Below are 22,197 nucleotides of genomic sequence, written 5' to 3' on the forward strand. Positions count from 1 at the left end.
GCGCTCCTGTTGGTCACAGGGTCAGCCGTACCGGGGCGCCGGGCCTCAATCCAACTGACCGTTCCGGTCCTTGTCCGCAGACAGGAAATCGTCATTTATCTGCGAGTCATACTCTGACCGAGAGATAGAGTTGTCGCGATTGCGGTCAATCTTCTGGAACATCTTGAGATCCATGAACGGCTTGGCCTCGTCCAGACCGAGCGTGCCGTTCTTGTCATCGTCCATCTCCTGATAGGCATAATCAGAAAAGGCGTCGAATTCGTCGCGCGACAGGAAACCGTCGTTGTTGGCGTCGATCGCGTTCAATTCGCGCTCATTCAGTTCGGCCACGCTGTCTGCTGCGGCAGGTGCTGCCATCATCAGGGTCGACATCAATAGAACCGAGTGTTTCATCCTGGCGCTCCTCAGCATGCGAATCTCTGGCCTTCGACCCCGCCGGCCACGGCGCCGGCTGCGGTCAGAATATCCTTGCCCGACCCACCGCCGAACTGGTTGCCGATGGCGCCGCCGATCAACGCTCCGCCCAGAGTGCCGCCAAGACAGGCGATCTCGTGCTGGCGCGCAGCCTGTTGCTGCGGTGTTGGCGCAGGCCCGCACGCGGTCAACAGCCCCGCGCCGCCCAAAGTAATGACTGCTAAAAATCTTTTCATGAATGAGCTCCCGGTTCCCATGCAGGAACACTGACACATTCCGACGGTGCGGGCCAAGTTAATTGGCCTTCATCAAACATGACCTGTGGCATGGCCCCGGTGCGCACCGGGGCCGCCCTGTCAAATGACTTCGAGCAAGCCTTCTCCGGCCGAAATCTCGCAGGCGCCGGGGCTTTCCTCGAGGTTCAGCGCCACGACCTTGCCGTCTTCGACCAGCATCGCGTAGCGCTTGGAGCGCGAGATCAGGCCGGCGGGCGGGGCGTCGAAATTCATGCCGATCGCCTTGGTGAACTCCGAGGCCGGATCGGCCAGCATGGTCAGCCCGGCCGCGGTCGCACCCGTGGCCTCGCCCCAGGCCTTCATCACGAAAGGGTCGTTGACCGACACGCAGATGATCTCGTCCACGCCCTTGGCCGCGAACTGGTTCTTGGTGCGCATGAAGCTGGGCACATGGGCCGAGTGGCAGGTAGGGGTGAACGCGCCGGGCACGGCAAAGATTACCACTTTGCGGCCCTTGACCTTGCTGGAGACCCGCACCTCTTCCGGTCCGTCAGCGCCCATCTGGATCAGGGTTGCTTCGGGCAGGGTGTCGCCGGTTGAAATCATCTTCATGCTCCTGTCGATTGAAATTGCAAACTCGCTCCTTGCCGCAATATAGGTGGGCGGGTGGCACAAGCCACGGGAAATCGACAGGGGGCGGACCAGATGAGCCATATCGTCGTGATCGGAGCCGGACAGGCGGGGTCATCCCTGGTGGCCGGGCTGCGCAAGGGCGGGTTTGACGGGGCGATCACCCTGATCGGCGCCGAACCCGTGCTGCCCTATCAGCGACCGCCCTTGTCCAAGGCCTATCTGCTGGGCGAGATGGAGCTGGAACGGCTGTTCCTGCGCCCCGAGAGTTTCTATACCGAGAATGATATCACCCTGCGGCTGGGTCAGCAGGTGACGGCGATCGACCCGGCGGCCAAGACCGTGACCATCGGCGGTGAGGTGATATCCTACGACCAGCTTGCCCTGACCACCGGCTCGCACCCGCGCCGCCTGCCTGCCGCCATCGGCGGAGACCTGACGGGCGTGCATGTGGTGCGCACACTGGCCGATGTGGACGCGATGGCCCCCGCCGTGACCGAAGGCGCCCGGGCGCTGATCGTCGGCGGCGGCTATATCGGGCTCGAGGCCGCGGCCGTCTGCGCCAAGCGCGGCGTGCATGTGACGCTGGTGGAAATGGCCGACCGCATCCTTCAGCGGGTCGCTGCACCCGAAACCAGTGACTTTTTCCGCGCGCTGCACAGCGCGCATGGGGTGGACATCCGCGAGGGCGTCGGGCTGGACCGGATCACCGGCGCGGATGGCAAGGTCTCCGGCGCGGTGTTGGGTGACGGAACGGAACTCGCGGTCGATTTCGTGGTTGTCGGCGTGGGCATCACCCCGGCCACCGAACTGGCCGAACTGGCCGGGCTCGAGATCGAGAACGGCATCAAGGCCGATGCGCAGGGCCGCACCTCTGACCCGTCGATCTGGGCCGCCGGCGATTGCGTCTCGTTCCCCTACAAGGGGCGGCGCATCCGTCTGGAAAGCGTGCCCAACGCGATCGACCAGGCCGAGGTGGTGGCGCAGAACATGCTGGGCGCGGGCAAGGATTACCTGGCCACGCCGTGGTTCTGGTCGGACCAGTATGACGTGAAACTCCAGATCGCCGGGCTGAACACGGGCTATGACCGCGTCGTGACCCGACCGGGCGAGGGGGCGACCACCTCGTTCTGGTATTACCAGGGCGATCAGTTGCTGGCGGTGGATGCGATGAACGACCCGCGCGCCTACATGGTCGGCAAGCGCCTGATCGACGCGGGGAAAACCGCCGATCCGGCGGTGGTGGCCGACCCCGCAGCGGATCTGAAACCGCTGCTCAAGGCGTGAGGATCATCGCCGGAGACTTCCGGGGCCGGGCGCTGGCCTCGGTCGGCAAGGGGGACGCGGGCGCGCATCTTCGCCCCACCACCGACCGGGTGCGCGAAAGCCTTTTCAACGTACTGAACCACCTGATCGACTTTGACGGGCTGCGGGTGCTGGACCTGTTCGCCGGCACCGGCGCGCTGGGGCTCGAGGCGCTGTCGCGCGGTGCGGCGCATGTCACCTTCGTCGATGACGGGCGGGTGGCGCAGGGGTTGATCCGCAAGAACATCGACCTGACCCGCAGCGCCGACCGCACCGCCCTGATCCGCCGCGACGCGGCGCGGCTTGGCGACAACCCAGGTGAACCGTATGACCTGATCTTCCTCGACCCGCCCTATGGCAAGGGTCTGGGGCAAAAGGCGCTGGCGGCGACCGCGCAAAATGGCTGGCTGGCTGATGACGCGCTGGTGGTCTGGGAAGAGAACGCCCCGATGGCCCCGCCCGAAGGCTTCACGCTGAACGATGCGCGCAAATACGGCGACACCCATATCTCGTTGATGTGGCGGGACCCCGCCAGGGGTCCGGCTTGAGCCTGCGTTTCCCCCGGGTTAGGCAGGTGCGAAACCTGCGACGGAGAGCCCAATGCACGATCTGGTGATCTTTGATTGCGACGGTGTCTTGGTCGACAGTGAAACGATCTCCAATCAAGTGATGGTCGACAACCTGGCCGGGTATGGGCTGAACCTGTCGCTGCAAGACTGCATGTCGATGTTCGTGGGCGGCACCATGTCGGGCGTCCGGGACACGGCGCGCAAGATGGGCGCTGACCTGCCCGATGACTGGACCGAGCAGATCTATGCGCAAATCTATGATGTGCTGCGCGCGGGTGTTCCCGTGATTCCGGGAATCCCCGAGTTGCTGCGCCATCTGGACGAACAGGGCACCCCTTTCTGTGTGGCCTCGAACGGGCGTCGCGAGAAAATGCAGATCACCTTGGGTCAGAACGGGCTGTGGGGCAGGTTTCAGGACGTGGTCTTCTCGGCGCATGAGGTCGGCAGCGCCAAGCCCGAGCCGGGGTTGTTCCAGACCGCGGCCCAACATTTCGGTGCAAAGTCGCCGGTGGTCATCGAGGACAGTGCGAACGGTGTGACCGCCGCGATCCGGGCCCAGATGAGGTGCCTTGCCTATGCGCCGCACGATGACGGCGCGCGCATGGCCGGGCTTGGGGCCGAAGTCATCCGTCACATGAAGGACGTGCCGCGGCTTTTGGGTCATTGACCGGCCTGTGCTAGACTGCGGTCATGGATCGCGCACTCTCACGCCCGTTCTGGCCCGCCCGGTTCGAGGCGCAGGCTACCTCAGGACCCGAGCCACAGCCTCGGCCCGCACCCGTCTTCATTCAGGACGCGGTGACGCCTTGGGGCCCGGACACCCTGCTGCTGAAGCTTCTACGCGATCAGGCTGCCGATCAGGAGGAGTAGGTCGGGTGGAACTTGCCGCCCGGTGACAGGGTAAAGATCTCGACCCCGTCCGCTGTCACACCCACCGAATGCTCGAACTGCGCCGACAGCGACTTGTCGCGGGTCACGGCGGTCCAGTCATCGGCCAGCGTCTTGGTCTCAGGGCGACCCAGATTCACCATCGGCTCGATGGTGAAGAACATGCCTTCTTCCAGAACCGCGCCGGTGCCCGGGCGGCCATAGTGCAGCACGTTGGGCGGCGCGTGGAACACGCGGCCCAGCCCGTGCCCGCAGAAATCGCGCACCACGCTCATGCGGTGGGCTTCGACATAAGACTGGATCGCGTGGCCAATGTCACCGAAGGTGTTGCCCGGCTTGACCATCTCAATGCCTTTGAACAGGGCGTCGTGGGTCACCTGGATCAGCCGCTCGGCCTTGCGCGGCAGCTTTCCGGCCACGTACATGCGCGACGTGTCGCCGAACCAGCCGTCGACGATCACGGTCACGTCGATATTCAGGATGTCGCCATCCTTGAGCTTCTTGTCCCCGGGAATCCCGTGGCAGACCACGTGGTTCACGCTGATGCAGCTGGCGTGCTGATAGCCTTTGTAACCGATAGTGGCCGATTTCGCGCCGGCGTCCTCGACCATCTGGGTGATGATCCGGTCGATCTCGCCCGTGGTCTGGCCGGGAAAGACATGCTCGGCAATGTCATCGAGGATGCGCGCCGCCAGAGCCCCTGCCGCGTGCATGCCGGCAAAGTCAGCCTGTTCGTAGATGCGGATACCGTCCTTTGTCAGACGGCCACGATGCTCTTTCATTCGTGCGGGGCTCCAAAAAATTCTGCGCAGCATCCCTTCTACGCTGCTTGTGCAGAAAGTACCAGAGGGCGCAGGGTCGCGGGTGCCTGCCCTGATCTGAATTTGGATGCGGGGGGCGAAACGTCAAGGGACGTTGCCGCGTTTTGCGCGGGTGGTCTGGCCCGGCGTCAAAAGGCCTCGACCGATGCCCGGATTTGGGGCCAAATGAATGTACAGAGACTCATTTGGTCGGGAAGAGAGGAGCCGGATGAATGTCGCAGAAACGGGAATTGATATCGAATGGAAACCCCATGGAGGCGGTCGTCGGCTTCAGCCGCGCCGTCCGGGTAGGGAATTTCATCGCGGTCGGGGGGACTGCCCCGGTCGATGCGCAAGGCAAGACAGTCGGGGTCGGGGACGTCTATTTGCAGACCAAGCAATGCTTTGAGATCATCAAGGATGCGCTGGAGCGTGCCGGATCGGGTTTGCAGGACATCGTGCGAACCCGCGTGATTCTGACCGATATCGACAATTGGAAGCAGGCGATCGAGGCCCGCAAGCTGTACTGTCTGGACGCGCGACCCGTGGACACGATCATGGCGATCAACCGGTTCGTAAATCCCGAATGGTTGGTTGAAATCGAGGTCGACGCCGTCGTCCCCGATTGAATCGCTGTGCGGCGGAAATCGAACGGCGTTCAGTCGCTGGAAATCGTCGCCTGCGGCTGAACCCAGACGCCGTCCGGTGAAATGCGCGTACCACAGACCACGTGTTCAACCCCATTGGCCCGGGCAGTAGCAAACGCTGCCGCGTAGGCCGGGTCGATATCGGCGGCTAACGCGAATTTGCGGCAGTCCGTGCGCTGAACAAGGTAGAGCAGGATGGCCCGGTGTCCTTGCGCGGCCATTTCGGCCAGTTCCCCCAGATGTTTGGTGCCCCGTGCGGTGACGCTGTCGGGAAACTCGGCCAGCCCCGGTGCGCGCGACAGGGTCACGCTTTTGACCTCGACATAGGCGTCGGGCAGACCGGGTTGCGTCAGCAAAAAGTCGATGCGGCTATTTTGGCCGTATCTGACCTCGGGCCTCACGGTTTCATAGGCGGCGAATGCAGGGATTTCCCGGGCTTCGAGCGCTGCCCGCAGCGCCCGGTTGGGCACCGAAGTATCGACCCCGGTGAAATGGCCATTTTCATGATCGACCAGCCGCCAGCCGTATTTCAGTTTCTTCTTGGGGTCGTCATTAGGCTCAAGCCAGATCTTTTCGCCCGGTTCGGCCAGACCCATCATCGAACCCGGATTGGCGCAATGGGCCGTCACCTCGCGCCCGTCCTCAAGCCTGCAATCGGCCAGAAAGCGTTTATAGCGGCGGATCAGGCGGGCGGGCACAAGAGGGGTTTGAAAGCGCATGGTTCCGGGCCTATACCTGCCGCAAAGGTCGATCAAGAGGAGAGCGTGCCATGCCCAACCCAACCGCTGCAATGCTGGTGATCGGGGATGAAATCCTGTCCGGCCGAACCCGCGACGCCAACATGCATTTTCTGGCGCAGGAGCTGACCAAACACGGCATCGATCTGAAAGAGGTCCGCATCGTCAGCGACGACGCACCGGCGATCGAGGCCGCCGTCACGGCGCTGTCGCAAGGTTATGACCATGTGTTCACCAGCGGGGGCATCGGCCCGACCCATGACGACATCACCGCCGATTGCATCGCCCGCGCGTTCGGGGCGCATATCGATGTGCGCGACGATGCCCGCGCCCTGCTGCAGGCGCATTACGACCAATCGGGGCTGGAGCTGAACGAAGCGCGCCTGCGCATGGCGCGCATCCCTGACGGGGCAACGCTGATCGACAACCCGGTTTCCATCGCGCCAGGTTTCACACTGGGAAATGTCCATGTGATGGCCGGCGTCCCATTGGTTTTCCAGGCGATGGTGGCCAGCGTGTTGCCCACCCTGACCGGAGGAAAACCGTTGTTGTCTCAGACCTTGCGGGTCAACCGGGGAGAAGGTGACATCGCGGCGACCCTGGCCGCGGTGGCCGAGGAATTCGGCGACGTGTCGATCGGGTGTTACCCGTTCCAGATCAACGGCGCCTTTGGGGCCAATGTCGTTGTTCGGGGCACTGACGGGTCGCGTATCGATGCGGTCACGACGCGACTGGCCAAGGAGCTTGGCCTTTGACGGTAGACTGGGCGGCAGTTGTCGATGGCACATGGCCCGCCGCGCGGTACATGCAGTTGGGTCCGTTCCTGCTGCGCGAAGGGCAGGGGGGCGGCTCGCGCGTGTCGGCGGCCAGCCGTATCGGCCCGGTCACCCCGCCGGATATCGACGCGGCCGAGGCGGCCATGCAGGCGATGGGCCAGAAACGCATCTTTTGCCTGCGTCCGGGTGACGAGGCACTGGATGAAATGCTGGCCGCGCGGGGCTATGAGATCCTCGATCCGGTCAACATCTACGCCTGCCCGGTCGCGCGGCTGACCGACCAGCCGGTGCCGCCGGTCACCGTCTTTACCCTGTGGGAGCCGCTGGCCATCATGCGCGAGATCTGGGCGCAGGGGGGTATTGGCCCCGAACGCCTGGCGGTGATGGAGCGCGCCCCCGGCCCCAAGACCGGACTGTTGCTGCGTCACCGCGATCAGCCGGCGGGCACCGGTTTCGTGGCCATCCACGACGGCATCGCCATGCTGCATGCGCTCGAGATCGTGCCGGCGCACCGCCGACAGGGGCTGGGCCGCTGGGCGATGCGCGCCGCGGCCTTTTGGGCGCTGGACAATGGCGCGCATACCCTTAGCGTGATCTGCACCAAGGCCAATACCGGCGCCAACGCGCTCTACCACTCTCTGGGGATGGATCGCGTCGGAGAGTATCACTATCGCCAGCTGGTCTGAGAGGAGACAGACGTGACCGATCGAGACATGCCCACCGCGCTTGACCTGCCAATGGTGGATCCGCTGCCGCCCGAGACTCAGAAATACTTCGATATCTGCGTCGAGAAGCTGGGCATGGTCCCCAACGTGCTGAAGGCAAACGCCTTTGACATCGACAAGCTGAACGCGTTCACGGGCATGTACAATGACCTGATGCTGGCGGACAGCGGGCTCAGCAAGCTGGAACGTGAGATGATCGCGGTCGTGGTCTCGTCGATCAACCGGTGCTTCTATTGCCTAGTTGCCCATGGTGCCGCCGTGCGTCAGCTGTCAGGTGATCCCAAGCTGGGTGAAATGCTGGTGATGAACTACCGTGTGGCGCCTCTGGATGCCCGTCAGCGCGCGATGCTGGACTTCGCTGCCAAGATGACCACAGCCAGCGCCGAGATCGAGGAACCGGACCGCCAGCGCCTGCGCGATGCGGGGTTCACCGACCGCGACATCTGGGACATCGCAAACGTTGCGGGCTTCTTCAACATGTCCAACCGGGTCGCCAGTGCCACGGCGATGGTGCCCAATGACGAGTATCACGCGCAGTTTCGATGATCCGATTTACTGTCCTTCTTTTCTGTCTGATCGCGGGTCCTGTGGCGGCGCAGGACCTGTCGCTGCCGGCGAGTGCGCGACAAATCAGCCAGCGCGTCAGCCCGTTGGACAGCTACCAAGTGCCGACCGGCCCGTTTGCAGACAACGCCGTTCCCGCGCGCACGGTCGAAGGCCGGATCGAGCGCACCACATGGCGGCTGCAGGCCGGTTCCAGCACGACGCTGCAGATCCTCGACCCGCTGCGGGATCAGCTCAAGGCGCAGGGTTTTGAGATCGCTTTCGAATGTGAGGCCCGCACTTGCGGTGGGTTCGACTTCCGTTTTGGAACCGAGGTGGTGCCGACGCCCGACATGTATGTGGCAATCAATGATTATCGATTTCTGTCAGCCACTCGCGGAGCCGAAGCCCTGACCTTGCTGATCAGCCGAAACCAGCCCGACGGGTATGTGCAGATGATCCGCGTCACTCCGAAGGGTCAGACCCCACCGCCGCTGGTGGTCGAGGAAACGGTGATTGGCAGCGACGGGCTGGTTGCCAGCCTGGTGCGGGATGGTCACGTGATACTCGGCGATCTCAGCTTTGAGACGGGCGAGGTCGCCTTGGGGGCCGGGCCGTTTGAGTCGCTGGGCCTGCTGGCCGGCTACCTGGCCGAGACCCCCGGCGCGCGGCTGGCGCTGGTTGGGCACACCGACGACACCGGCGACCTGCAGGCCAATATCGAGGTCAGCACACGCCGCGCCCAGGCTGTCCGTGCGCGATTGATCGAGGCACATGGAGTGGCCGAAGACCGCGTGCAGGCGCAGGGTGTCGGCTACCTCGCCCCGATCGTTTCGAACGCCACCCCGGAAGGGCGCGAACAGAACCGCCGGGTCGAGGCTGTTCTGCTGTTGAACTGACCAAGAAAAAAAGCCCGCGCAATTTGCGCGGGCCGGTCAGTCTTCACTGGGAGGTCTTACCAATCCATCGGACCTTTTTCGGCAAAGGACTCGACAAGGAAATCAATGAACGCCCGCACCTTGGGCTGGGTGAACCGGCCCGGCGGGTACACCGCATAGACACCCTGGACCTCGTCCGGCAGCGACGGCATCGCGTCGACCACCTGGCCGGATTTCAGTGCGTCCGCGTAGAGATAGCTGGGCAGATAAGCGATTCCGAGGCCCGAGATAGCCGCATTCAACAGGGATTGACCGTCGTTCACGCTCAGCCAACCGGCCGTGCGCACCTGCCTCTTTTCGCCTGAGGGCGCGGTCAACTTCCAGACGTTGCCCGAGGACTGGCTGGAGTAATGCAGCAGCTTGTGTTCGTTGAGGTCATCGATCTTTGCCGGCCGCCCGAACTTCTCGATATAGCTGGGGGCCGCAACCATGCGTTTGACCGTCTCGGTCAGCTTGCGCGCGCGCAGGGTGCTGTCTTCCAGCTCGCCGATGCGCACGGCCACGTCGAACCCTTCGGAAATCAGTTCGACATAGCGATTGTTCAAGACCATGTTCACGGTGATGTCGGGATAGGCCGCCAGGAAACCGGACAGCACGGGCGACAGGTGGTTCACCCCGAAATCAGTGGCCACACTGATGCGCAGCAGACCTGAAGGCGCCGATTGCATCGACGTCACCAGCGCGTCGGCTTCGCCCGCATCATTCAGCACACGGCGTGCGCGGTCGTAATAGGCCAGCCCGATCTCGGTCGGTGACACGCGGCGCGTCGTGCGGTTCAGCAAACGTGCGCCCAAGCGGGCCTCCAAGCTCGACACGTGCTTTGACACGGCTGATTTGGAAATGCCCATCTTTTTGGCCGCGTCTGTGAAACCACCTTGGTCCACCACGTTGGCGAAGGCCTCCATTTCTGTCAGTCGGTCCATTCTCGTTCCCCAGGTCGTCTGTTCGTTGACCGACCATCGCCTCCAATCTGGGCGGAAACTGGGCAGACATGGGATAATATCAGGGTTTTGAATCGGATCGTTTGCGCTTCGGAAACGCGGAAACAGTGGTTTCCCGCCTGCATCCGCCCCCTGTTTGCGTGTTCTTTTCTGGTTATCTCTTGCAACGTGCTAAAGTCAGAATGGCATTTTTGTGACCAGGGAGGAGATCATGAAAGCCATTCTAGCAACTATTTTTTGCCTGTTTGCCCCCTTGGCCTGGGCCGGAGGGGAGACGCCATCGAACCCCGATGCCGAGGTCTATTTCGTCAACCTGTCGGACGGCGACACGGTAACGTCACCGGTGACGGTGGTATTTGGCCTCCGCGGTATGGGCGTTGCGCCAGCCGGGACCGAAAAGGAAAACACCGGCCATCACCATTTGCTGATCGATCGCCCCCCATTGGGTCAGGGTGAGGACGGGGCCGACGAACTGACCTATGGGCTGCCGGCTGATGACAACCACCTACATTTCGGTGGTGGTCAGACCGAAGTCACGTTGGGGCTTGCCCCCGGGACGCACACGTTGCAACTGGTCCTGGGCGATGCGGGTCATGTGCCTCACGCGACGCCGATCGTTTCCGAGGTGATAACGATCACCGTGGAGTAACCCGTACCGGTCAACCGCAGCGCCGGGACGGTTTCGGTTTGATTACATGTGCTTGCGTCGCCTATACACGATTCTGATCGGGGGCGGAGCCATGGTATTTGAATGAACGTTGTTTTTGGGGTCGACCGGAACTTTCTGTATCCCGCATTGCTGTCGGCCTATTCCGTGGTCAAGAACGCCAGCCGGCCTGTTGACGTTACCGTTTTCGGTCAGGATTTTACCGCACAAGACATCGCAGCCGTCGACCAGCTGGATCGTGCGGTCGACAACGGCACGGTTTGTTACCGGGAGTTCCAGTCCGAAACGCTCGGCCGGTTTTCAGAGTTCAAGACGAAATACCCGAAAATCACGCTGCTGCCGTTGTTTCTGCCCGAATTCTTTTCGGGCCGGTGTCTGTTCATTGACGCCGACACTCTTGTGCTGGGCGATGTCTGCGAGTTGCAGGAGCTCGACATGAGTGGCCACGGGATCGGGGCCTGTGTCGACATGGGATTGGTCACGTTGGGCGAAGGCCGCTTTCTGCGCCCATCCCTGCAGAGTGTTCTGAGGCCGGGGCACGAACACCAAAAGTCGGTCACACGCGTTTTGCGCAGCATCCGGTTGGGCTTTCTGCCCGGCGAGAATTACTTCAACGCGGGCATCCTTCTGATGGATTGCGAAGCGATCCGGAATTCACCCGCGGGCAAGGAGCTGGGCAATTTCGACAAGCTGATCCCGCATATCCACGACCTGCCCGAGCAGGATCGGATGAACCAGATTTTCGCGGGCCAGTGGCTCAGACTTCCTCAGCAATGGAACACGCGACCGCAGATTTGGTACGACGCGCACAGTCCGAAATTCCGGCATACCTCTGCCGAATTTCGAAACCAACTGAAACAGGCAGGCCGGAACCCGAAGATGTGGCACTATATCGGAGGCAAGAAGCCCTGGCGCGCGAAGCCGGCGTCACAGATTCTGCTGTGCCGCGCCTTTCGGGATTACCAGGAATACTTGGCACGGTTCGAGGACGAGACAGGTCTAACTTTTTCCGTATAGGGCGCGGAACTGGCTCAACGCCCTAAGAAGCCACCCGGGCATCGCTCGGGTGGCTTTCTTTTGTCTGAGTGTTCTCGCCTTGGGGAAGTGGACGGAACGGGTCTTCCCTAGAGTGCGGCGGCCAGCCGCGTGCCTTGGTTGATCGCCCGCTTGGCATCCAGTTCGGCTGCCACATCCGCGCCGCCGATCACATGCGGGGTGATCCCGCGTTCGATCAGCGCATCGGCCAGCGACCGCTCGGGCACCTGTCCGGCGCACAGAACGATCGTGTCCGCCTTGATGACGGTCGGGTCGGCGCGCTCTTCTCCGAACGAGACATGCAGCCCCTCGTCGTCGATGCGCTCATAGTTCACGCCGCCCACGAAGTTCACGTCCTTCATCTTCAGCGTCGCGCGGTGGATCCAGCCGGTGGTCTTGCCCAGCCCCTTGCCATGCGCCTGCTTCTTGCGCTGCAACAGCGTGACCTGCCGCTTGGGCGCCTCGGGCTGCGGGCCTTCAGGCGCCAGGCCTGCGCGGTGCTGCTCGGGGTCGGCGACGCCCCATTCCTTCATCCACAAGGGCAGGTCGGTGGTGGGCGAGTGGCCCTCCTCCAGCAGGTATTCCGACACGTCGAAGCCGATGCCGCCCGCGCCGATCACCGCCGCCGACTTGCCCACCGGGGCCCTGCCGCGCAGCACGTCGATATAGTTCACGACATTGTCGCGATCCTGGCCGGGGATCTGCGGATCGCGCGGGTTGACGCCCGTGGCGATCACCACCTCGTCGAACCCGGCCAGATCGTCGGCGCCGACCGCGCGGCCCAGTTCGACCTTTACTCCCAGATCGTCCAGCATGGTGCGATACCAGTCCACCAGACCCCAGAACTCTTCCTTGCCCGGCACCTGCTTGGCCATGTTCAGCTGGCCGCCGATCTCGTCGGCCTTGTCGAACACGGTCACGTCATGGCCGCGCTGCGCCGCCGTCATCGCCGTGGACAGGCCCGCCGGACCCGCGCCCACGATGGCCACGCGCTTGGGCGCGGTGGCCTTTTCGATCACCAGCTCGGTCTCGTGGCAGGCGCGCGGGTTCACAAGGCAGGAGGTCAGCTTGCCGCTGAAGGTGTGATCCAGACAGGCCTGGTTGCAGGCGATGCAGGGCGCGATCTTGGCCGATTCACCAGCCATCGCCTTGGCCACGAAATCCGCATCCGCCAGCATCGGCCGCGCCAGCGAGACCATGTCGGCGCAGCCGGTCGACAACACTTCTTCGGCCACTTCGGGCGTGTTGATCCGGTTCGAGGTGATGACCGGAATCCCCACCTTGCCCATCAGCTTCTTCGTCACCCAGGCAAAGGCCGCGCGGGGGACGCTGGTGGCGATTGTCGGAATACGCGCCTCGTGCCAGCCGATGCCGGTGTTGATGATCGTCGCCCCGGCCTCTTCGATCCGCTGCGCCAGTTCCACCACCTCCTCGAAGGTCGAGCCGTTGGGCACCAGGTCGATCATCGACAGCCGGTAGATGATGATGAAATCGGTCCCAACCGCCTCGCGCGTGCGGCGCACCACTTCCAGAGGCAGGCGCATCCGGTTCTCATAGGACCCGCCCCAGCGGTCGGTGCGCTTGTTGGTGTGGGTCACCAGGAACTGGTTCAGGAAATACCCCTCGGACCCCATGATCTCGACCCCGTCATAGCCGGCCTTCTGCGCCAGCACGGCGGCGTTCACGATGTCACTGATCTGCTTCTCGATGCCTTCCTCGCCCAGCTCGTTGGGCGGGAAGGGCGAGATCGGAGACTTGATCGGGCTGGGCGCCACGCATTTCGGGCCATAGGCATACCGTCCCGCATGCAGGATCTGCATTGCGATCTTGCCGCCCGCCTGATGCACCCGGTCGGTGACGACCGAGTGGTTCGCCACGTCCTTGTCGCTGGCCATCATCGCAGCGCCGGGCAGGACCGAGCCTTCGAGGTTCGGCCCGATGCCGCCTGTGACCATCAGCGCCACGCCACCGCGGGCGCGGGCGGCATAGAACTCGGCCACTCGGTTCCAGTCGCCGGTTTCTTCCAGCCCGGTATGCATCGAGCCCATCAGGACCCGGTTCTTCAAGGTGGTAAAGCCCAGATCCAGCGGGGCCAGCAGGTTCGGGTACGCAGTCATCTTGAAACTCTCCCTCAATTCGGGGCTGACAATCGCGCCGCACCGCGCCGGTGTCACGCGAAACCTGACGTCACCCCCTTTGCCGCCGCTTTGCCAGTTGCTACAGCTTGGCCAACCACATTACGAGGCCCGCCCATGACACCTGAACAGATCGCCAAACTGCCCTATCGCCCCTGCGTGGGCCTGATGCTGATGAACGATCAGGGTCAGATTTTCGTCGGCCAGCGCAATGATCGGTTCGAGGACGCCTGGCAGATGCCCCAAGGTGGCGTGGACGAAGGCGAGACCCCGCGCGCGGCGGCGCTACGCGAGTTGCAGGAGGAAATCGGCGTCACCCCCGATCTCGTGGAAATCGTGGCCGAGACCGACGACTGGCTGCCCTACGACCTGCCGCATGACATCGTACCCAAGATCTGGAAGGGCCGCTTCCGTGGGCAAGAGCAGAAATGGTTCCTGTTGCGGTTCCTGGGGGAAGACGACCAGATCAATATTCAGACAGACCACCCTGAATTCACCCGCTGGAAATGGCAGGACCCCGACCGTCTGATCGCCGAGATCGTGCCCTTCAAGCGCGAGGTCTATGAGCGGGTGATGGAGGCGTTTCGGGGGTATTTGGGGTGAACTAGAACTCGGTCAAGCGGGTTCCGGGTTGCGGACAAGGTGCCTAGTCCATGGAACTCTGTTATGGATTTCGCGAACCTGTGCTAGCCCTTGTTCATGGCAAAGACCTCAACACAAACCGGACCGGCTATTCCCTATGCGCTTGCGGTTGCAGGCGTTCTTTTCGCGTCGATCTGCTTTGGGCTGGTGCCCTATTTCAGCAGAGGGCTGACGCAGCAGGGCGTCGCACCCTATGCCGTCGCATTCTACCGCTACATCGTCGCGGCAATTCTGCTGCTGCCCGTTCTCGTCATGCACCGCAAAGCTTGGCGCGAGATTTGTTGGGGCCTTTCGGCAGGAGCCGTGATGGGACTTGGGTGGATTGGATACGTAACGGCTTTGGAGGCCTTGTCCGCGTCAACCGTGGGCGTGCTCTACATGACCTATCCGGTTTTTACATTGGTCATTGCCTGGGCGCTTTTCTCTGATCCAGCCACGCGGCGCGCCTTGCTCGCTTCTGGCCTTATCGTTCTGGCGGCAATCATTGCTGGTTCGCCCGCATCCGTGTCCCCACAACACATACCTACTCTTTTTGTGGCACTGGCGGCCCCGTTCGGCTTTGGTTTCGGTATTTGTGTTTTGGTCCACAGGCTGTCCCGCATCGCGCCGCTTGCGCGCATAGCCTCGGTTTCCTTGGGATCGGTTCTTGGGCTCCTGCCGCTGATGCTGAGTGCCGATGTGCAACAGTTGCTCCCGGAGGGGCAATCCGACTGGATCTTGATCGTCGGGATCGGCCTGGTCACGGCGCTTGTGCCGCAGCTCATCTACACGATCTGCTCGCCGTTGATCGGCGCCTCTAAAACCGCGGTCGTCGGAAGCATAGAATTGCCAACGATGTTCGTGGTCGGATTTGTTGCTTTTGGCGAAGCAATCACGGCGCCCCAAGCCATAGCCTGCGCTTTGGTTCTTGGAGCGATCGCAATCACCCGAAGCCGAACGACACGCACCTTGACCACCGTGATCGCGAACGAACCTAAAAAGTAGGTTTGACCTCAGACCAACCCTTCTTTCTGCAACATCTCCAGCACGTTGGTATCCGGCCGCGACGATCAGGCCGACATCGAAACGGCCGCGAGTTCAACCGCTGGACATGGCAGGACCCCAACCGCCTGATCGCCGAGATCGTGCCCTTCAAGCGCGCGGTCTACGAGCGGGTGAGGGAGGCGTTTTGGCGGTACTGGGGGTGAAAAGTCTTGTTTTGCTCAGTGCCGGGAAACCATTGACGTAGGATTTTAGCCTGCGTTCTTTTCCGAAATTAAGTCACCATAGAGAAAAGACACTGGCCAGCATTTGGTGCCTCTTCCCGGCTCATATTCAAATAGAAGGAAAGCGTTGGCAATATTCCGGTGCGGTCGAATAGAAATCGTATCGAGCCATTCTTTCGCCGTATCGAAACGCAGCCAAGTTTCTGCGGTGTGAATCAACAAAACGTCAATTTGAATTCCACGTTGTTGGTATTTTTCCCCCTTGTTGCGGATGAGTTCGTTAAGTTCGGAGATAAGTCGACACTTCGTCCACTGCATGTCCTCAAACAATGGCCGCATGTATGGTGACTCACCGTTTGAGGCGCGCCGCTTATGATTGGGGTTAATAAGCTGGACCAGTTCAACACTCAGGCGACGGCCCGAAAATTGAACGAAGCAATCGGGCGGGTCATGTGGATTTTGCTCTGGCTCGCCAACAGCTAATCCAAATTCGGAGGCGACCGCTCGTCGCCATTCGTTTGCAGTACTCACTTCCACTATGGCTTTGTCTTCAGGCGTTTCATGATTAAAAACTCCGCCATAGCCATGTGATTTGTTCATGATCCGCGCCCAGCGGCAGAGCTCCTCAGAGTCGTCTGGGTTGGTCAACTTAGATTCTCACTTCTTTAGCTAAGACTTGTGAATGGCTCGTGGCAACTTATTGCTTACATAGCAATCACACCAACCCTTCTTCCCGCAACAACTCCAGCACGTTGGTATCCGGCCGCGGGCCGATATGGCTGATCACTTCTCGGGCGCAGACGTTGCCTATTCTGGCGCAGGTTCCATAGTCGCGGCCCGTCGCCATGCCGAAAAGGAACCCTGCGGCGAACTGGTCGCCCGCGCCGGTGGCGTCCACCGGCACCACTTTCTCGACCGGTACATCGATGCGCGTGCCGTCGTGCAGAACCGTCACCCCGTCGCCCGAGCGGGTGCAGACCACCAGCGGGCAGATCGCGGCGGTCTTGGCCAGCGCCTCTTCCAGGTCGTCGGTCTCGAACAGCGATTTGATCTCGGCTTCGTTGCCGATCACGAAATCCAGTTCGTGTTCGATCAGCAGCAGGAAATCGGTGCGGTGACGCTCGACGCAGAACGGGTCGGAGATGGCGATGCCGGTCTTGCCGCCGCCGTTGCGACAGTCGCGCGCGGCCTCGAGAAAGGCGGTCTTGCCCTTCTCCTTGTCGAACAGATACCCCTCGAGGAACATGATCTGGCTGTTGCCCGCCACCTCGGCCGGCACGTCCGTCGAGGACAGTTCGGACGAGATGCCCAGATAGGTGTTCATCGACCGTTCGCCATCGGGTGAGACGAAGATCATTGAACGCGAGGTCGGCAGTTCGCCCCCCGGCACCGGCGGGTTCACGAAATCCACGCCGTCCTCGTTCATCGCATCGGCGTAGAACCGGCCCAGCGCATCATCGTGCACTCGCCCGATGAAGGCCGCGTCCAGTCCCAGAGCACCCGCGCCCGCGATGGTGTTGGCCACCGAACCGCCCGGGGTCTGCACCCGGTTTTCCATGGCCGCATACAGCACCTCGCCGCGTTCCCGCTCGATCAGCTGCATGATGCCCTTCTCGATCCCCATCATCTCGAGAAAGCTGTCGTCGGCCTGAGAGATGACGTCCACAACGGCGTTGCCGATGCCGGTCAGGTGATAGGTTTTCATAGGGTCTTGTCCTCGAATTGGCACAGGTCGCGGATCAGGCAGGTGCCGCATTGCGGTTTGCGCGCCTTGCAGTGGTAGCGGCCGTGCAGGATCAGCCAGTGATGGGCGTGAAGCTGAAAGTCCACGGGGATATTGTCTTCGATGGCGCGTTCCACGGCGTCCACGTCCTTGCCGGGGCAGATGCCGGTGCGGTTGCCGACGCGAAAGATATGCGTGTCGACCGCCTGCGCCGGGTATCGCCACCACATGTTCAGCACCACGTTCGCGGTCTTGCGCCCGACGCCCGGCAGCGACTGCAGCGCGGCGCGCGAGTTGGGGACCTCGCCGCCGTATTCCTCGACCAGAATGCGGGACATTTTTATGACGTTCTTGGCCTTCTGGCGGAACAGGCCGATGGTCTTGATGTGCTCGATCAGCCCCTCTTCGCCGAGGTCGAGCATCTTTTGCGGGGTATCGGCGATCTTGAAGAGCGCGCGGGTAGCCTTGTTGACGCCTGCATCGGTTGCCTGCGCCGACAGCGCCACGGCGACGACCAACGTATACACGTTCACATGCTCAAGCTCGCCCTTGGGTTCGGGGTCGGCCTGCTGGAACCGGGTAAAGATCTCGCGGATCGTGTGATAATCAAGCTGCTTTGCCATCCGGGCCTTAATGCCGCCCGCGGTGCCGGGTGACAAGCCCAAAGCCCGCCGCACCGGCAATGCGCAAGTTTCGGGTCGCACCGTCGGGCCCGGCCCGGCTAGGATGGGGCAAGCCACAACAAGGTGAATGCCATGAACGTCCAGACATCCGAATCCGGTTACCACTACAACGTGATGCGGCGCGCGATCGAGCTGATCGACCAAGGCGGCGAGTCGCTGTCGTTGGAAGAATTGGCCCGCCAGATGGACATGAGCCCCACTCATTTCCAGCGCCTGTTCTCGCGCTGGACAGGCGTGTCGCCGAAACGCTACCAGCAATATCTGACGCTGGGCCATGCCAAGGCGCTGCTGCGCGAGCGCTTCACCATGCTGGAGACCGCGCACAGCGTCGGTCTGTCCGGCAGCGGCCGCCTGTACGACCTGTTTCTGAAATGGGAGGCGATGAGCCCCGGCGAATACGCCCGCAAGGGCGCGGGGCTGACCATCTATTGGGGCTGGTTCGAAAGCCCTTTTGGCCCGGCGCTGGTGATGGGCACGGCCAAGGGCATCTGCGGCATGGCCTTTTCCGCCGAGACCGGCGAAGAGGCCGCGATGCAGGACATGCTGTCGCGCTGGCCCCTGGCCGACTATGTCGAGGATCCGATGCGCCTGCGCCCGTGGGTCCTGTCGGCCTTTGGCGCGGCCAGCGACCGCCTGGAGCCGACGCCGCTGTACCTGATCGGCTCACCCTTGCAGATCAAGGTGTGGGAGGCGCTGATGCAGATCCCTTCGGGCCAGGTGACGACCTATTCCCAGATCGCGCAGGCCGTGGGCACGCCGCAGGCGGTGCGGGCGGTGGGCACGGCGGTGGGCCGCAACCCGGTCAGCTGGCTGATCCCCTGCCACCGTGCGCTGCGCAAATCGGGGGGGCTGGGCGGCTATCACTGGGGGTTGCCCGTCAAACGCGCCATGCTGGCCTATGAGGCGGCGCAGGCCGATGCCTGATTGACTTGGGGTTCCGCGCCTGCCACAAGGCACGCAGGTTCGGGTCTCCTGCCGCTCGCGGCCTTATGGCTTTGGTGAAACCCGGTTCAAACCACATCTGTTGCCCTTTCCCGGCGCGCGGATGGCAAGGCGAGCCCCGTCCAATACTCGCGCCCGTTCATGGAAACGAGGCAAGACATGACACAGACCCAAAACATCGCCCCAGTAGGCGAGCTGAAAGTGCAGGCCAAACGCCTGCGCGAGAAACTGCGTGGCGCGGGCGTGGCCCTGAGCCATGCGCAATCGCTTGAGATGATCGCCCATCAGCACGGCGCGCGCGACTGGAACACGTTGCACGCGATGGCCGGAAACCGGCTGCACCTGAAGGTCGGAGACCGCGTGCGGGGCACCTATCTGGGCCAGCCCTTCACCGGGGAAATCCGGGGCCTGACGATGCTGGGCGACGGTGCGCAGCGGCGGATCACGCTGCAGTTCGACACCCCGGTCGACGTGGTGACCTTTGACAGCTTCTCGGCCTTTCGCCAGCGCGTCAGCGGCCAGATCGGCTGGGACGGACGGTCGGCCCGTCACACGTCGAACGGCGAACCACAACTGGTGGTGCGCCCGGCCTGACGCAAACGGGGCAAGGTGCCTGTCCGCGCCTTGCCCCGCATTTTGAACGTTTCCGTGCCGGGGTTATTCCGGCGTCCAGCCGCTGACGGCCTTGACCTCCAAAAAGTCCTCCAGCCCCCAGACACCGCCTTCACGCCCGTTGCCGGACTGTTTCATGCCGCCAAAGGGCGAACCGGCAGCGCGCGATTGGCCGTTCATCTCGACCATGCCCGAGCGCAGGTGCTGCGCCATGCGGTTGGCGCGGGCGCCGTCCTGCGTCTGGACATAGTTGGTCAGGCCATAGGGTGTGTCATTGGCGATCTCGATGGCCTCTTCCTCGGTGTCAAAGGGGATCATCGTCAGGACCGGGCCAAAGATTTCCTCGCGCGCGATGGTCATCTGGTTGTTTGCGTCCGCAAATACGGTGGGGCGCACGAAATAGCCTTTGTTGAACCCTTCGGGTCGACCGGGACCGCCGGCGACCAGGCGCGCACCCTCGTCGATGCCTTTCTGGATCAGGGCTTGAATCTTGGTCCATTGCAGCTCGTTCACGACGGGGCCGATATGGCGGCCTTCCTGCATGGCCGGGCCCACGGTGACCTTGTTGGCTACCTCGGCCGCGGTTTCCACCGCTTGGTCATAGATCGGACGCTGCACCAGCATCCGGCTGGGCGCGTTGCAGCTCTGACCGGTGTTGTTCATCATGTGCAGCACGCCGCGCTTGACCGCCTTGTCATCGGCATCGGCAAAGATCACGTTGGCGCCTTTGCCGCCCAGTTCCAGATGCACCTTCTTCAGCGTGTCGGCGGCGTTCTTGGAGATCGCCGTGCCCGCACGGGTCGAGCCGGTGAAGCTGACCATGTCCACGTCCGGGTGGCCCGAAAGCTGAGTGCCCACGCCGGCCCCGTCCCCGTTCACAAGGTTGAAGACACCGGCGGGGAAGCCCGCCTCGTGCATCATCTCGGCAAAGATCATCGCGTTCAGAGGGCTTTGCTCGGACGGTTTCAGAACCATGGTGCAGCCCGCGATGGCCGCCGCGCCCACCTTGAGCGTGATCTGGTTCATCGGCCAGTTCCAAGGGGTGATCAGCGCGGCGACGCCGACCGCCTCATAGATGATCCGGTCATTGGGGGCATGGTCGCCCAAGGGGCGTTCGAACTGGAAATCCTTGGCCGCTCGCACGAAATTCTTCAGATGCCATATCCCGGCGCCCACCTGCTGGGTGCGCGACATGTCGATCGGCGCGCCCATCTCCATCGACATCGCCTGCGCGAGGTCTTCGGCACGGGTGGGATAGATCTCGATCAGCTTTTCCACCAGCGCGATGCGCTCTTCGACCGGCGTGGCCATCCAGCCCGGCAGCGCCGCCTTGGCGGCCGCCACGGCCGCGTCGGTATCGGCCTGACCGCCCAGCGAGATCACCGTGCAGGGCTCCTCGGTCGAGGGGTCGATCACTTGGAAATCATTGGGCTGGCTGGGGGCGACCCACTGGCCGTTGATGTAAAAATCGCGTTTCTCGATCATGGCGTGTCCTCTTGATCCGCATTCATTCGACCGCGCGGTCGGTTTTCCCGGGCACTCTGTCACTGCGGCCCCCTTGGGGCAAGGCAATTCTGGAAATTTGATCAAATTATTGATCGCACGTTTTTTGCCCCTGTGCCACATCAATGGTTTAACCTGAGGGCAAAGTGATTAGGTTTGCACCAACCGACTCGGGTTTTCACAGGAAAGGAGATGCATCATGGGTTTGCGCATCAACGATACCGTCCCCAATTTCACCGCTGAAACGGACCAGGGCACCATCCAGTTCCACGACTGGATCGGCGACAGCTGGGCGATCCTGTTCTCGCACCCCAAGGACTTCACTCCGGTCTGCACCACCGAGTTTTCGGCCGTGGCGCAGTTGAACGACGAATGGGCCAAGCGCAACACCAAAGTGATCGGTGTTTCGGTCGATGGGGTCGAGGACCACAAGAAGTGGAAGAAAGACATCGAGGCCTATGGCAAGGCCAACCCCGGCTTTCCGATCATCGCCGATGACGGACTGGCAGTGTCCAAAGCCTTCGACATGCTGCCCGCCGAGGCATATCTGCCCGACGGCCGCACGCCGGCAGACAGCGCAACGGTGCGCTCGGTCTTCATCATCGGGCCGGACAAGCAGCTGAAACTGTCGATGACCTATCCGATGACCGTGGGCCGAAACTTTGCCGAGATCCTGCGCGCGCTGGACGGCCTGCAGATGAGCGCCAAGGGCGTGGCTACCCCGGCCAACTGGGTGCCGGGCGAAGATGTAATCATCCCGCCGTCGGTTTCGAATGACGAAGCCAAGGAGAAGTTCGGCGAGTTCGAGACGATCTTCCCCTATCTGCGCAAGACCAAAGCGCCGAGCTGACGCAAGGAAGGGGCGGGGCGCATCACGCCCCGCCCTGTTCCGCATTGAACG

At 62.5% G+C, this 22,197-nt stretch carries 27 protein-coding genes; 16 read left to right on the top strand and 11 right to left on the bottom strand.

Annotated features, from left to right (window positions below):
• Positions 1-45: 45 nt before the first annotated feature.
• The 3 genes from AC2FNZ_RS16430 to AC2FNZ_RS16440 all read right to left on the bottom strand — a co-directional run bounded on the left by AC2FNZ_RS16430 (position 46) and on the right by AC2FNZ_RS16440 (position 1,256).
• The gene (locus AC2FNZ_RS16430) at positions 46-393 is read right to left on the bottom strand and encodes an EF-hand domain-containing protein (RefSeq protein ID WP_496841275.1); all 348 of its coding nucleotides are present in this window, start codon (positions 391-393) and stop codon (positions 46-48) included.
• 11 nt (positions 394-404) lie between these two features.
• Positions 405-650: a glycine zipper 2TM domain-containing protein gene (locus tag AC2FNZ_RS16435; RefSeq protein ID WP_093964393.1), complete on the bottom strand. Its 246-nt coding sequence runs from the start codon at positions 648-650 to the stop codon at positions 405-407.
• Between the two features lie 120 nt (positions 651-770).
• Positions 771-1,256, bottom strand: coding sequence for a peroxiredoxin (locus tag AC2FNZ_RS16440; protein WP_170342425.1), 486 nt, complete (start codon positions 1,254-1,256; stop codon positions 771-773).
• A 99-nt stretch (positions 1,257-1,355) separates the two neighbouring features.
• Here AC2FNZ_RS16440 and AC2FNZ_RS16445 point away from each other — a divergent pair, with 99 nt between their 5' ends.
• The 4 genes from AC2FNZ_RS16445 to AC2FNZ_RS16460 are packed head-to-tail and all read left to right on the top strand — an operon-like array spanning position 1,356 to position 4,024.
• Positions 1,356-2,567: an NAD(P)/FAD-dependent oxidoreductase gene (locus tag AC2FNZ_RS16445; RefSeq protein WP_496841276.1), complete on the top strand. Its 1,212-nt coding sequence runs from the start codon at positions 1,356-1,358 to the stop codon at positions 2,565-2,567.
• Positions 2,564-3,133 (top strand): 16S rRNA (guanine(966)-N(2))-methyltransferase RsmD, encoded by a 570-nt coding sequence (gene rsmD / locus AC2FNZ_RS16450; RefSeq protein ID WP_496841277.1) that lies wholly within the window; start codon positions 2,564-2,566, stop codon positions 3,131-3,133. The genes AC2FNZ_RS16445 and rsmD overlap by 4 nt, the downstream gene beginning before the upstream one ends.
• Before the next feature lie 52 nt (positions 3,134-3,185).
• A complete protein-coding gene (locus AC2FNZ_RS16455; RefSeq protein WP_496841278.1) occupies positions 3,186-3,821 on the top strand; it encodes an HAD family hydrolase in 636 nt (211 codons plus the stop codon).
• A 23-nt stretch (positions 3,822-3,844) separates the two neighbouring features.
• A complete protein-coding gene (locus AC2FNZ_RS16460; protein ID WP_170405989.1) occupies positions 3,845-4,024 on the top strand; it encodes a hypothetical protein in 180 nt (59 codons plus the stop codon).
• On the opposite strand, the gene map is transcribed toward AC2FNZ_RS16460, so the two are convergent.
• The gene (gene map, locus AC2FNZ_RS16465; protein WP_170360548.1) at positions 4,012-4,824 is read right to left on the bottom strand and encodes a type I methionyl aminopeptidase; all 813 of its coding nucleotides are present in this window, start codon (positions 4,822-4,824) and stop codon (positions 4,012-4,014) included. The genes AC2FNZ_RS16460 and map overlap by 13 nt on opposite strands.
• 251 nt (positions 4,825-5,075) lie before the next feature.
• Between map and AC2FNZ_RS16470 the strand changes: the two genes are divergently transcribed.
• Positions 5,076-5,471, top strand: coding sequence for a RidA family protein (locus AC2FNZ_RS16470; RefSeq protein ID WP_170364684.1), 396 nt, complete (start codon positions 5,076-5,078; stop codon positions 5,469-5,471).
• Positions 5,472-5,500: 29 nt separating this feature from the next.
• On the opposite strand, the gene sfsA is transcribed toward AC2FNZ_RS16470, so the two are convergent.
• Positions 5,501-6,208 (bottom strand): DNA/RNA nuclease SfsA, encoded by a 708-nt coding sequence (gene sfsA / locus AC2FNZ_RS16475; RefSeq protein WP_496841279.1) that lies wholly within the window; start codon positions 6,206-6,208, stop codon positions 5,501-5,503.
• A gap of 50 nt (positions 6,209-6,258) precedes the next feature.
• On the opposite strand from sfsA, the gene AC2FNZ_RS16480 reads away from it, so the two are divergent.
• The 4 genes from AC2FNZ_RS16480 to AC2FNZ_RS16495 are packed head-to-tail and all read left to right on the top strand — an operon-like array spanning position 6,259 to position 9,169.
• The gene (locus tag AC2FNZ_RS16480) at positions 6,259-6,981 is read left to right on the top strand and encodes a competence/damage-inducible protein A (protein WP_496841280.1); all 723 of its coding nucleotides are present in this window, start codon (positions 6,259-6,261) and stop codon (positions 6,979-6,981) included.
• Positions 6,978-7,688, top strand: coding sequence for a GNAT family N-acetyltransferase (locus AC2FNZ_RS16485; RefSeq protein WP_496841281.1), 711 nt, complete (start codon positions 6,978-6,980; stop codon positions 7,686-7,688). Before AC2FNZ_RS16480 ends, AC2FNZ_RS16485 begins: the two co-directional genes overlap by 4 nt.
• Before the next feature lie 12 nt (positions 7,689-7,700).
• On the top strand, positions 7,701-8,273 hold the full coding sequence (locus tag AC2FNZ_RS16490) for a peroxidase-related enzyme (RefSeq protein ID WP_170360556.1): 573 nt from the start codon (positions 7,701-7,703) through the stop codon (positions 8,271-8,273).
• Positions 8,270-9,169 carry an OmpA family protein gene (locus AC2FNZ_RS16495; RefSeq protein ID WP_496834520.1) on the top strand — a complete coding sequence of 300 codons (900 nt, stop codon included), beginning with the start codon at positions 8,270-8,272 and terminating at the stop codon, positions 9,167-9,169. The genes AC2FNZ_RS16490 and AC2FNZ_RS16495 overlap by 4 nt, the downstream gene beginning before the upstream one ends.
• A 56-nt stretch (positions 9,170-9,225) precedes the next feature.
• Here AC2FNZ_RS16495 and AC2FNZ_RS16500 read toward each other — a convergent pair whose 3' ends face one another.
• The gene (locus AC2FNZ_RS16500) at positions 9,226-10,131 is read right to left on the bottom strand and encodes a LysR family transcriptional regulator (RefSeq protein ID WP_093964122.1); all 906 of its coding nucleotides are present in this window, start codon (positions 10,129-10,131) and stop codon (positions 9,226-9,228) included.
• Between the two features lie 229 nt (positions 10,132-10,360).
• Between AC2FNZ_RS16500 and AC2FNZ_RS16505 the strand changes: the two genes are divergently transcribed.
• Complete coding sequence (locus AC2FNZ_RS16505) at positions 10,361-10,798, top strand: DUF4399 domain-containing protein (protein WP_496841282.1); 438 nt, start codon at positions 10,361-10,363, stop codon at positions 10,796-10,798.
• 102 nt (positions 10,799-10,900) lie between these two features.
• The gene (locus AC2FNZ_RS16510; protein ID WP_496841283.1) at positions 10,901-11,833 is read left to right on the top strand and encodes a glycosyltransferase family 8 protein; all 933 of its coding nucleotides are present in this window, start codon (positions 10,901-10,903) and stop codon (positions 11,831-11,833) included.
• A gap of 107 nt (positions 11,834-11,940) precedes the next feature.
• Here AC2FNZ_RS16510 and AC2FNZ_RS16515 read toward each other — a convergent pair whose 3' ends face one another.
• On the bottom strand, positions 11,941-13,968 hold the full coding sequence (locus AC2FNZ_RS16515) for an FAD-dependent oxidoreductase (RefSeq protein WP_496841284.1): 2,028 nt from the start codon (positions 13,966-13,968) through the stop codon (positions 11,941-11,943).
• A gap of 135 nt (positions 13,969-14,103) precedes the next feature.
• Here AC2FNZ_RS16515 and AC2FNZ_RS16520 point away from each other — a divergent pair, with 135 nt between their 5' ends.
• On the top strand, positions 14,104-14,589 hold the full coding sequence (locus AC2FNZ_RS16520; RefSeq protein WP_093964125.1) for an RNA pyrophosphohydrolase: 486 nt from the start codon (positions 14,104-14,106) through the stop codon (positions 14,587-14,589).
• Between the two features lie 96 nt (positions 14,590-14,685).
• Positions 14,686-15,612 (top strand): DMT family transporter, encoded by a 927-nt coding sequence (locus tag AC2FNZ_RS16525; protein WP_496841446.1) that lies wholly within the window; start codon positions 14,686-14,688, stop codon positions 15,610-15,612.
• Between the two features lie 248 nt (positions 15,613-15,860).
• On the opposite strand, the gene AC2FNZ_RS16530 is transcribed toward AC2FNZ_RS16525, so the two are convergent.
• The 3 genes from AC2FNZ_RS16530 to nth all read right to left on the bottom strand — a co-directional run bounded on the left by AC2FNZ_RS16530 (position 15,861) and on the right by nth (position 18,179).
• Complete coding sequence (locus tag AC2FNZ_RS16530) at positions 15,861-16,481, bottom strand: hypothetical protein (RefSeq protein ID WP_496841285.1); 621 nt, start codon at positions 16,479-16,481, stop codon at positions 15,861-15,863.
• Positions 16,482-16,548: 67 nt separating this feature from the next.
• Positions 16,549-17,538 (bottom strand): adenosine kinase, encoded by a 990-nt coding sequence (locus AC2FNZ_RS16535; protein WP_496841286.1) that lies wholly within the window; start codon positions 17,536-17,538, stop codon positions 16,549-16,551.
• Positions 17,535-18,179: an endonuclease III gene (gene nth / locus AC2FNZ_RS16540; protein WP_040633580.1), complete on the bottom strand. Its 645-nt coding sequence runs from the start codon at positions 18,177-18,179 to the stop codon at positions 17,535-17,537. The genes AC2FNZ_RS16535 and nth overlap by 4 nt, the downstream gene beginning before the upstream one ends.
• 132 nt (positions 18,180-18,311) lie before the next feature.
• On the opposite strand from nth, the gene AC2FNZ_RS16545 reads away from it, so the two are divergent.
• On the top strand, positions 18,312-19,163 hold the full coding sequence (locus tag AC2FNZ_RS16545) for a methylated-DNA--[protein]-cysteine S-methyltransferase (RefSeq protein WP_496841287.1): 852 nt from the start codon (positions 18,312-18,314) through the stop codon (positions 19,161-19,163).
• 177 nt (positions 19,164-19,340) lie between these two features.
• A complete protein-coding gene (locus tag AC2FNZ_RS16550; protein WP_496841288.1) occupies positions 19,341-19,775 on the top strand; it encodes a glyoxalase superfamily protein in 435 nt (144 codons plus the stop codon).
• 63 nt (positions 19,776-19,838) lie between these two features.
• Here AC2FNZ_RS16550 and AC2FNZ_RS16555 read toward each other — a convergent pair whose 3' ends face one another.
• Complete coding sequence (locus AC2FNZ_RS16555) at positions 19,839-21,278, bottom strand: aldehyde dehydrogenase family protein (protein ID WP_496841289.1); 1,440 nt, start codon at positions 21,276-21,278, stop codon at positions 19,839-19,841.
• 217 nt (positions 21,279-21,495) lie between these two features.
• Between AC2FNZ_RS16555 and AC2FNZ_RS16560 the strand changes: the two genes are divergently transcribed.
• Positions 21,496-22,146 carry a peroxiredoxin gene (locus AC2FNZ_RS16560; protein ID WP_093964131.1) on the top strand — a complete coding sequence of 217 codons (651 nt, stop codon included), beginning with the start codon at positions 21,496-21,498 and terminating at the stop codon, positions 22,144-22,146.
• Positions 22,147-22,197 lie beyond the last annotated feature (51 nt).

This window comes from Ruegeria sp. SAZA006, assembly GCF_059613465.1.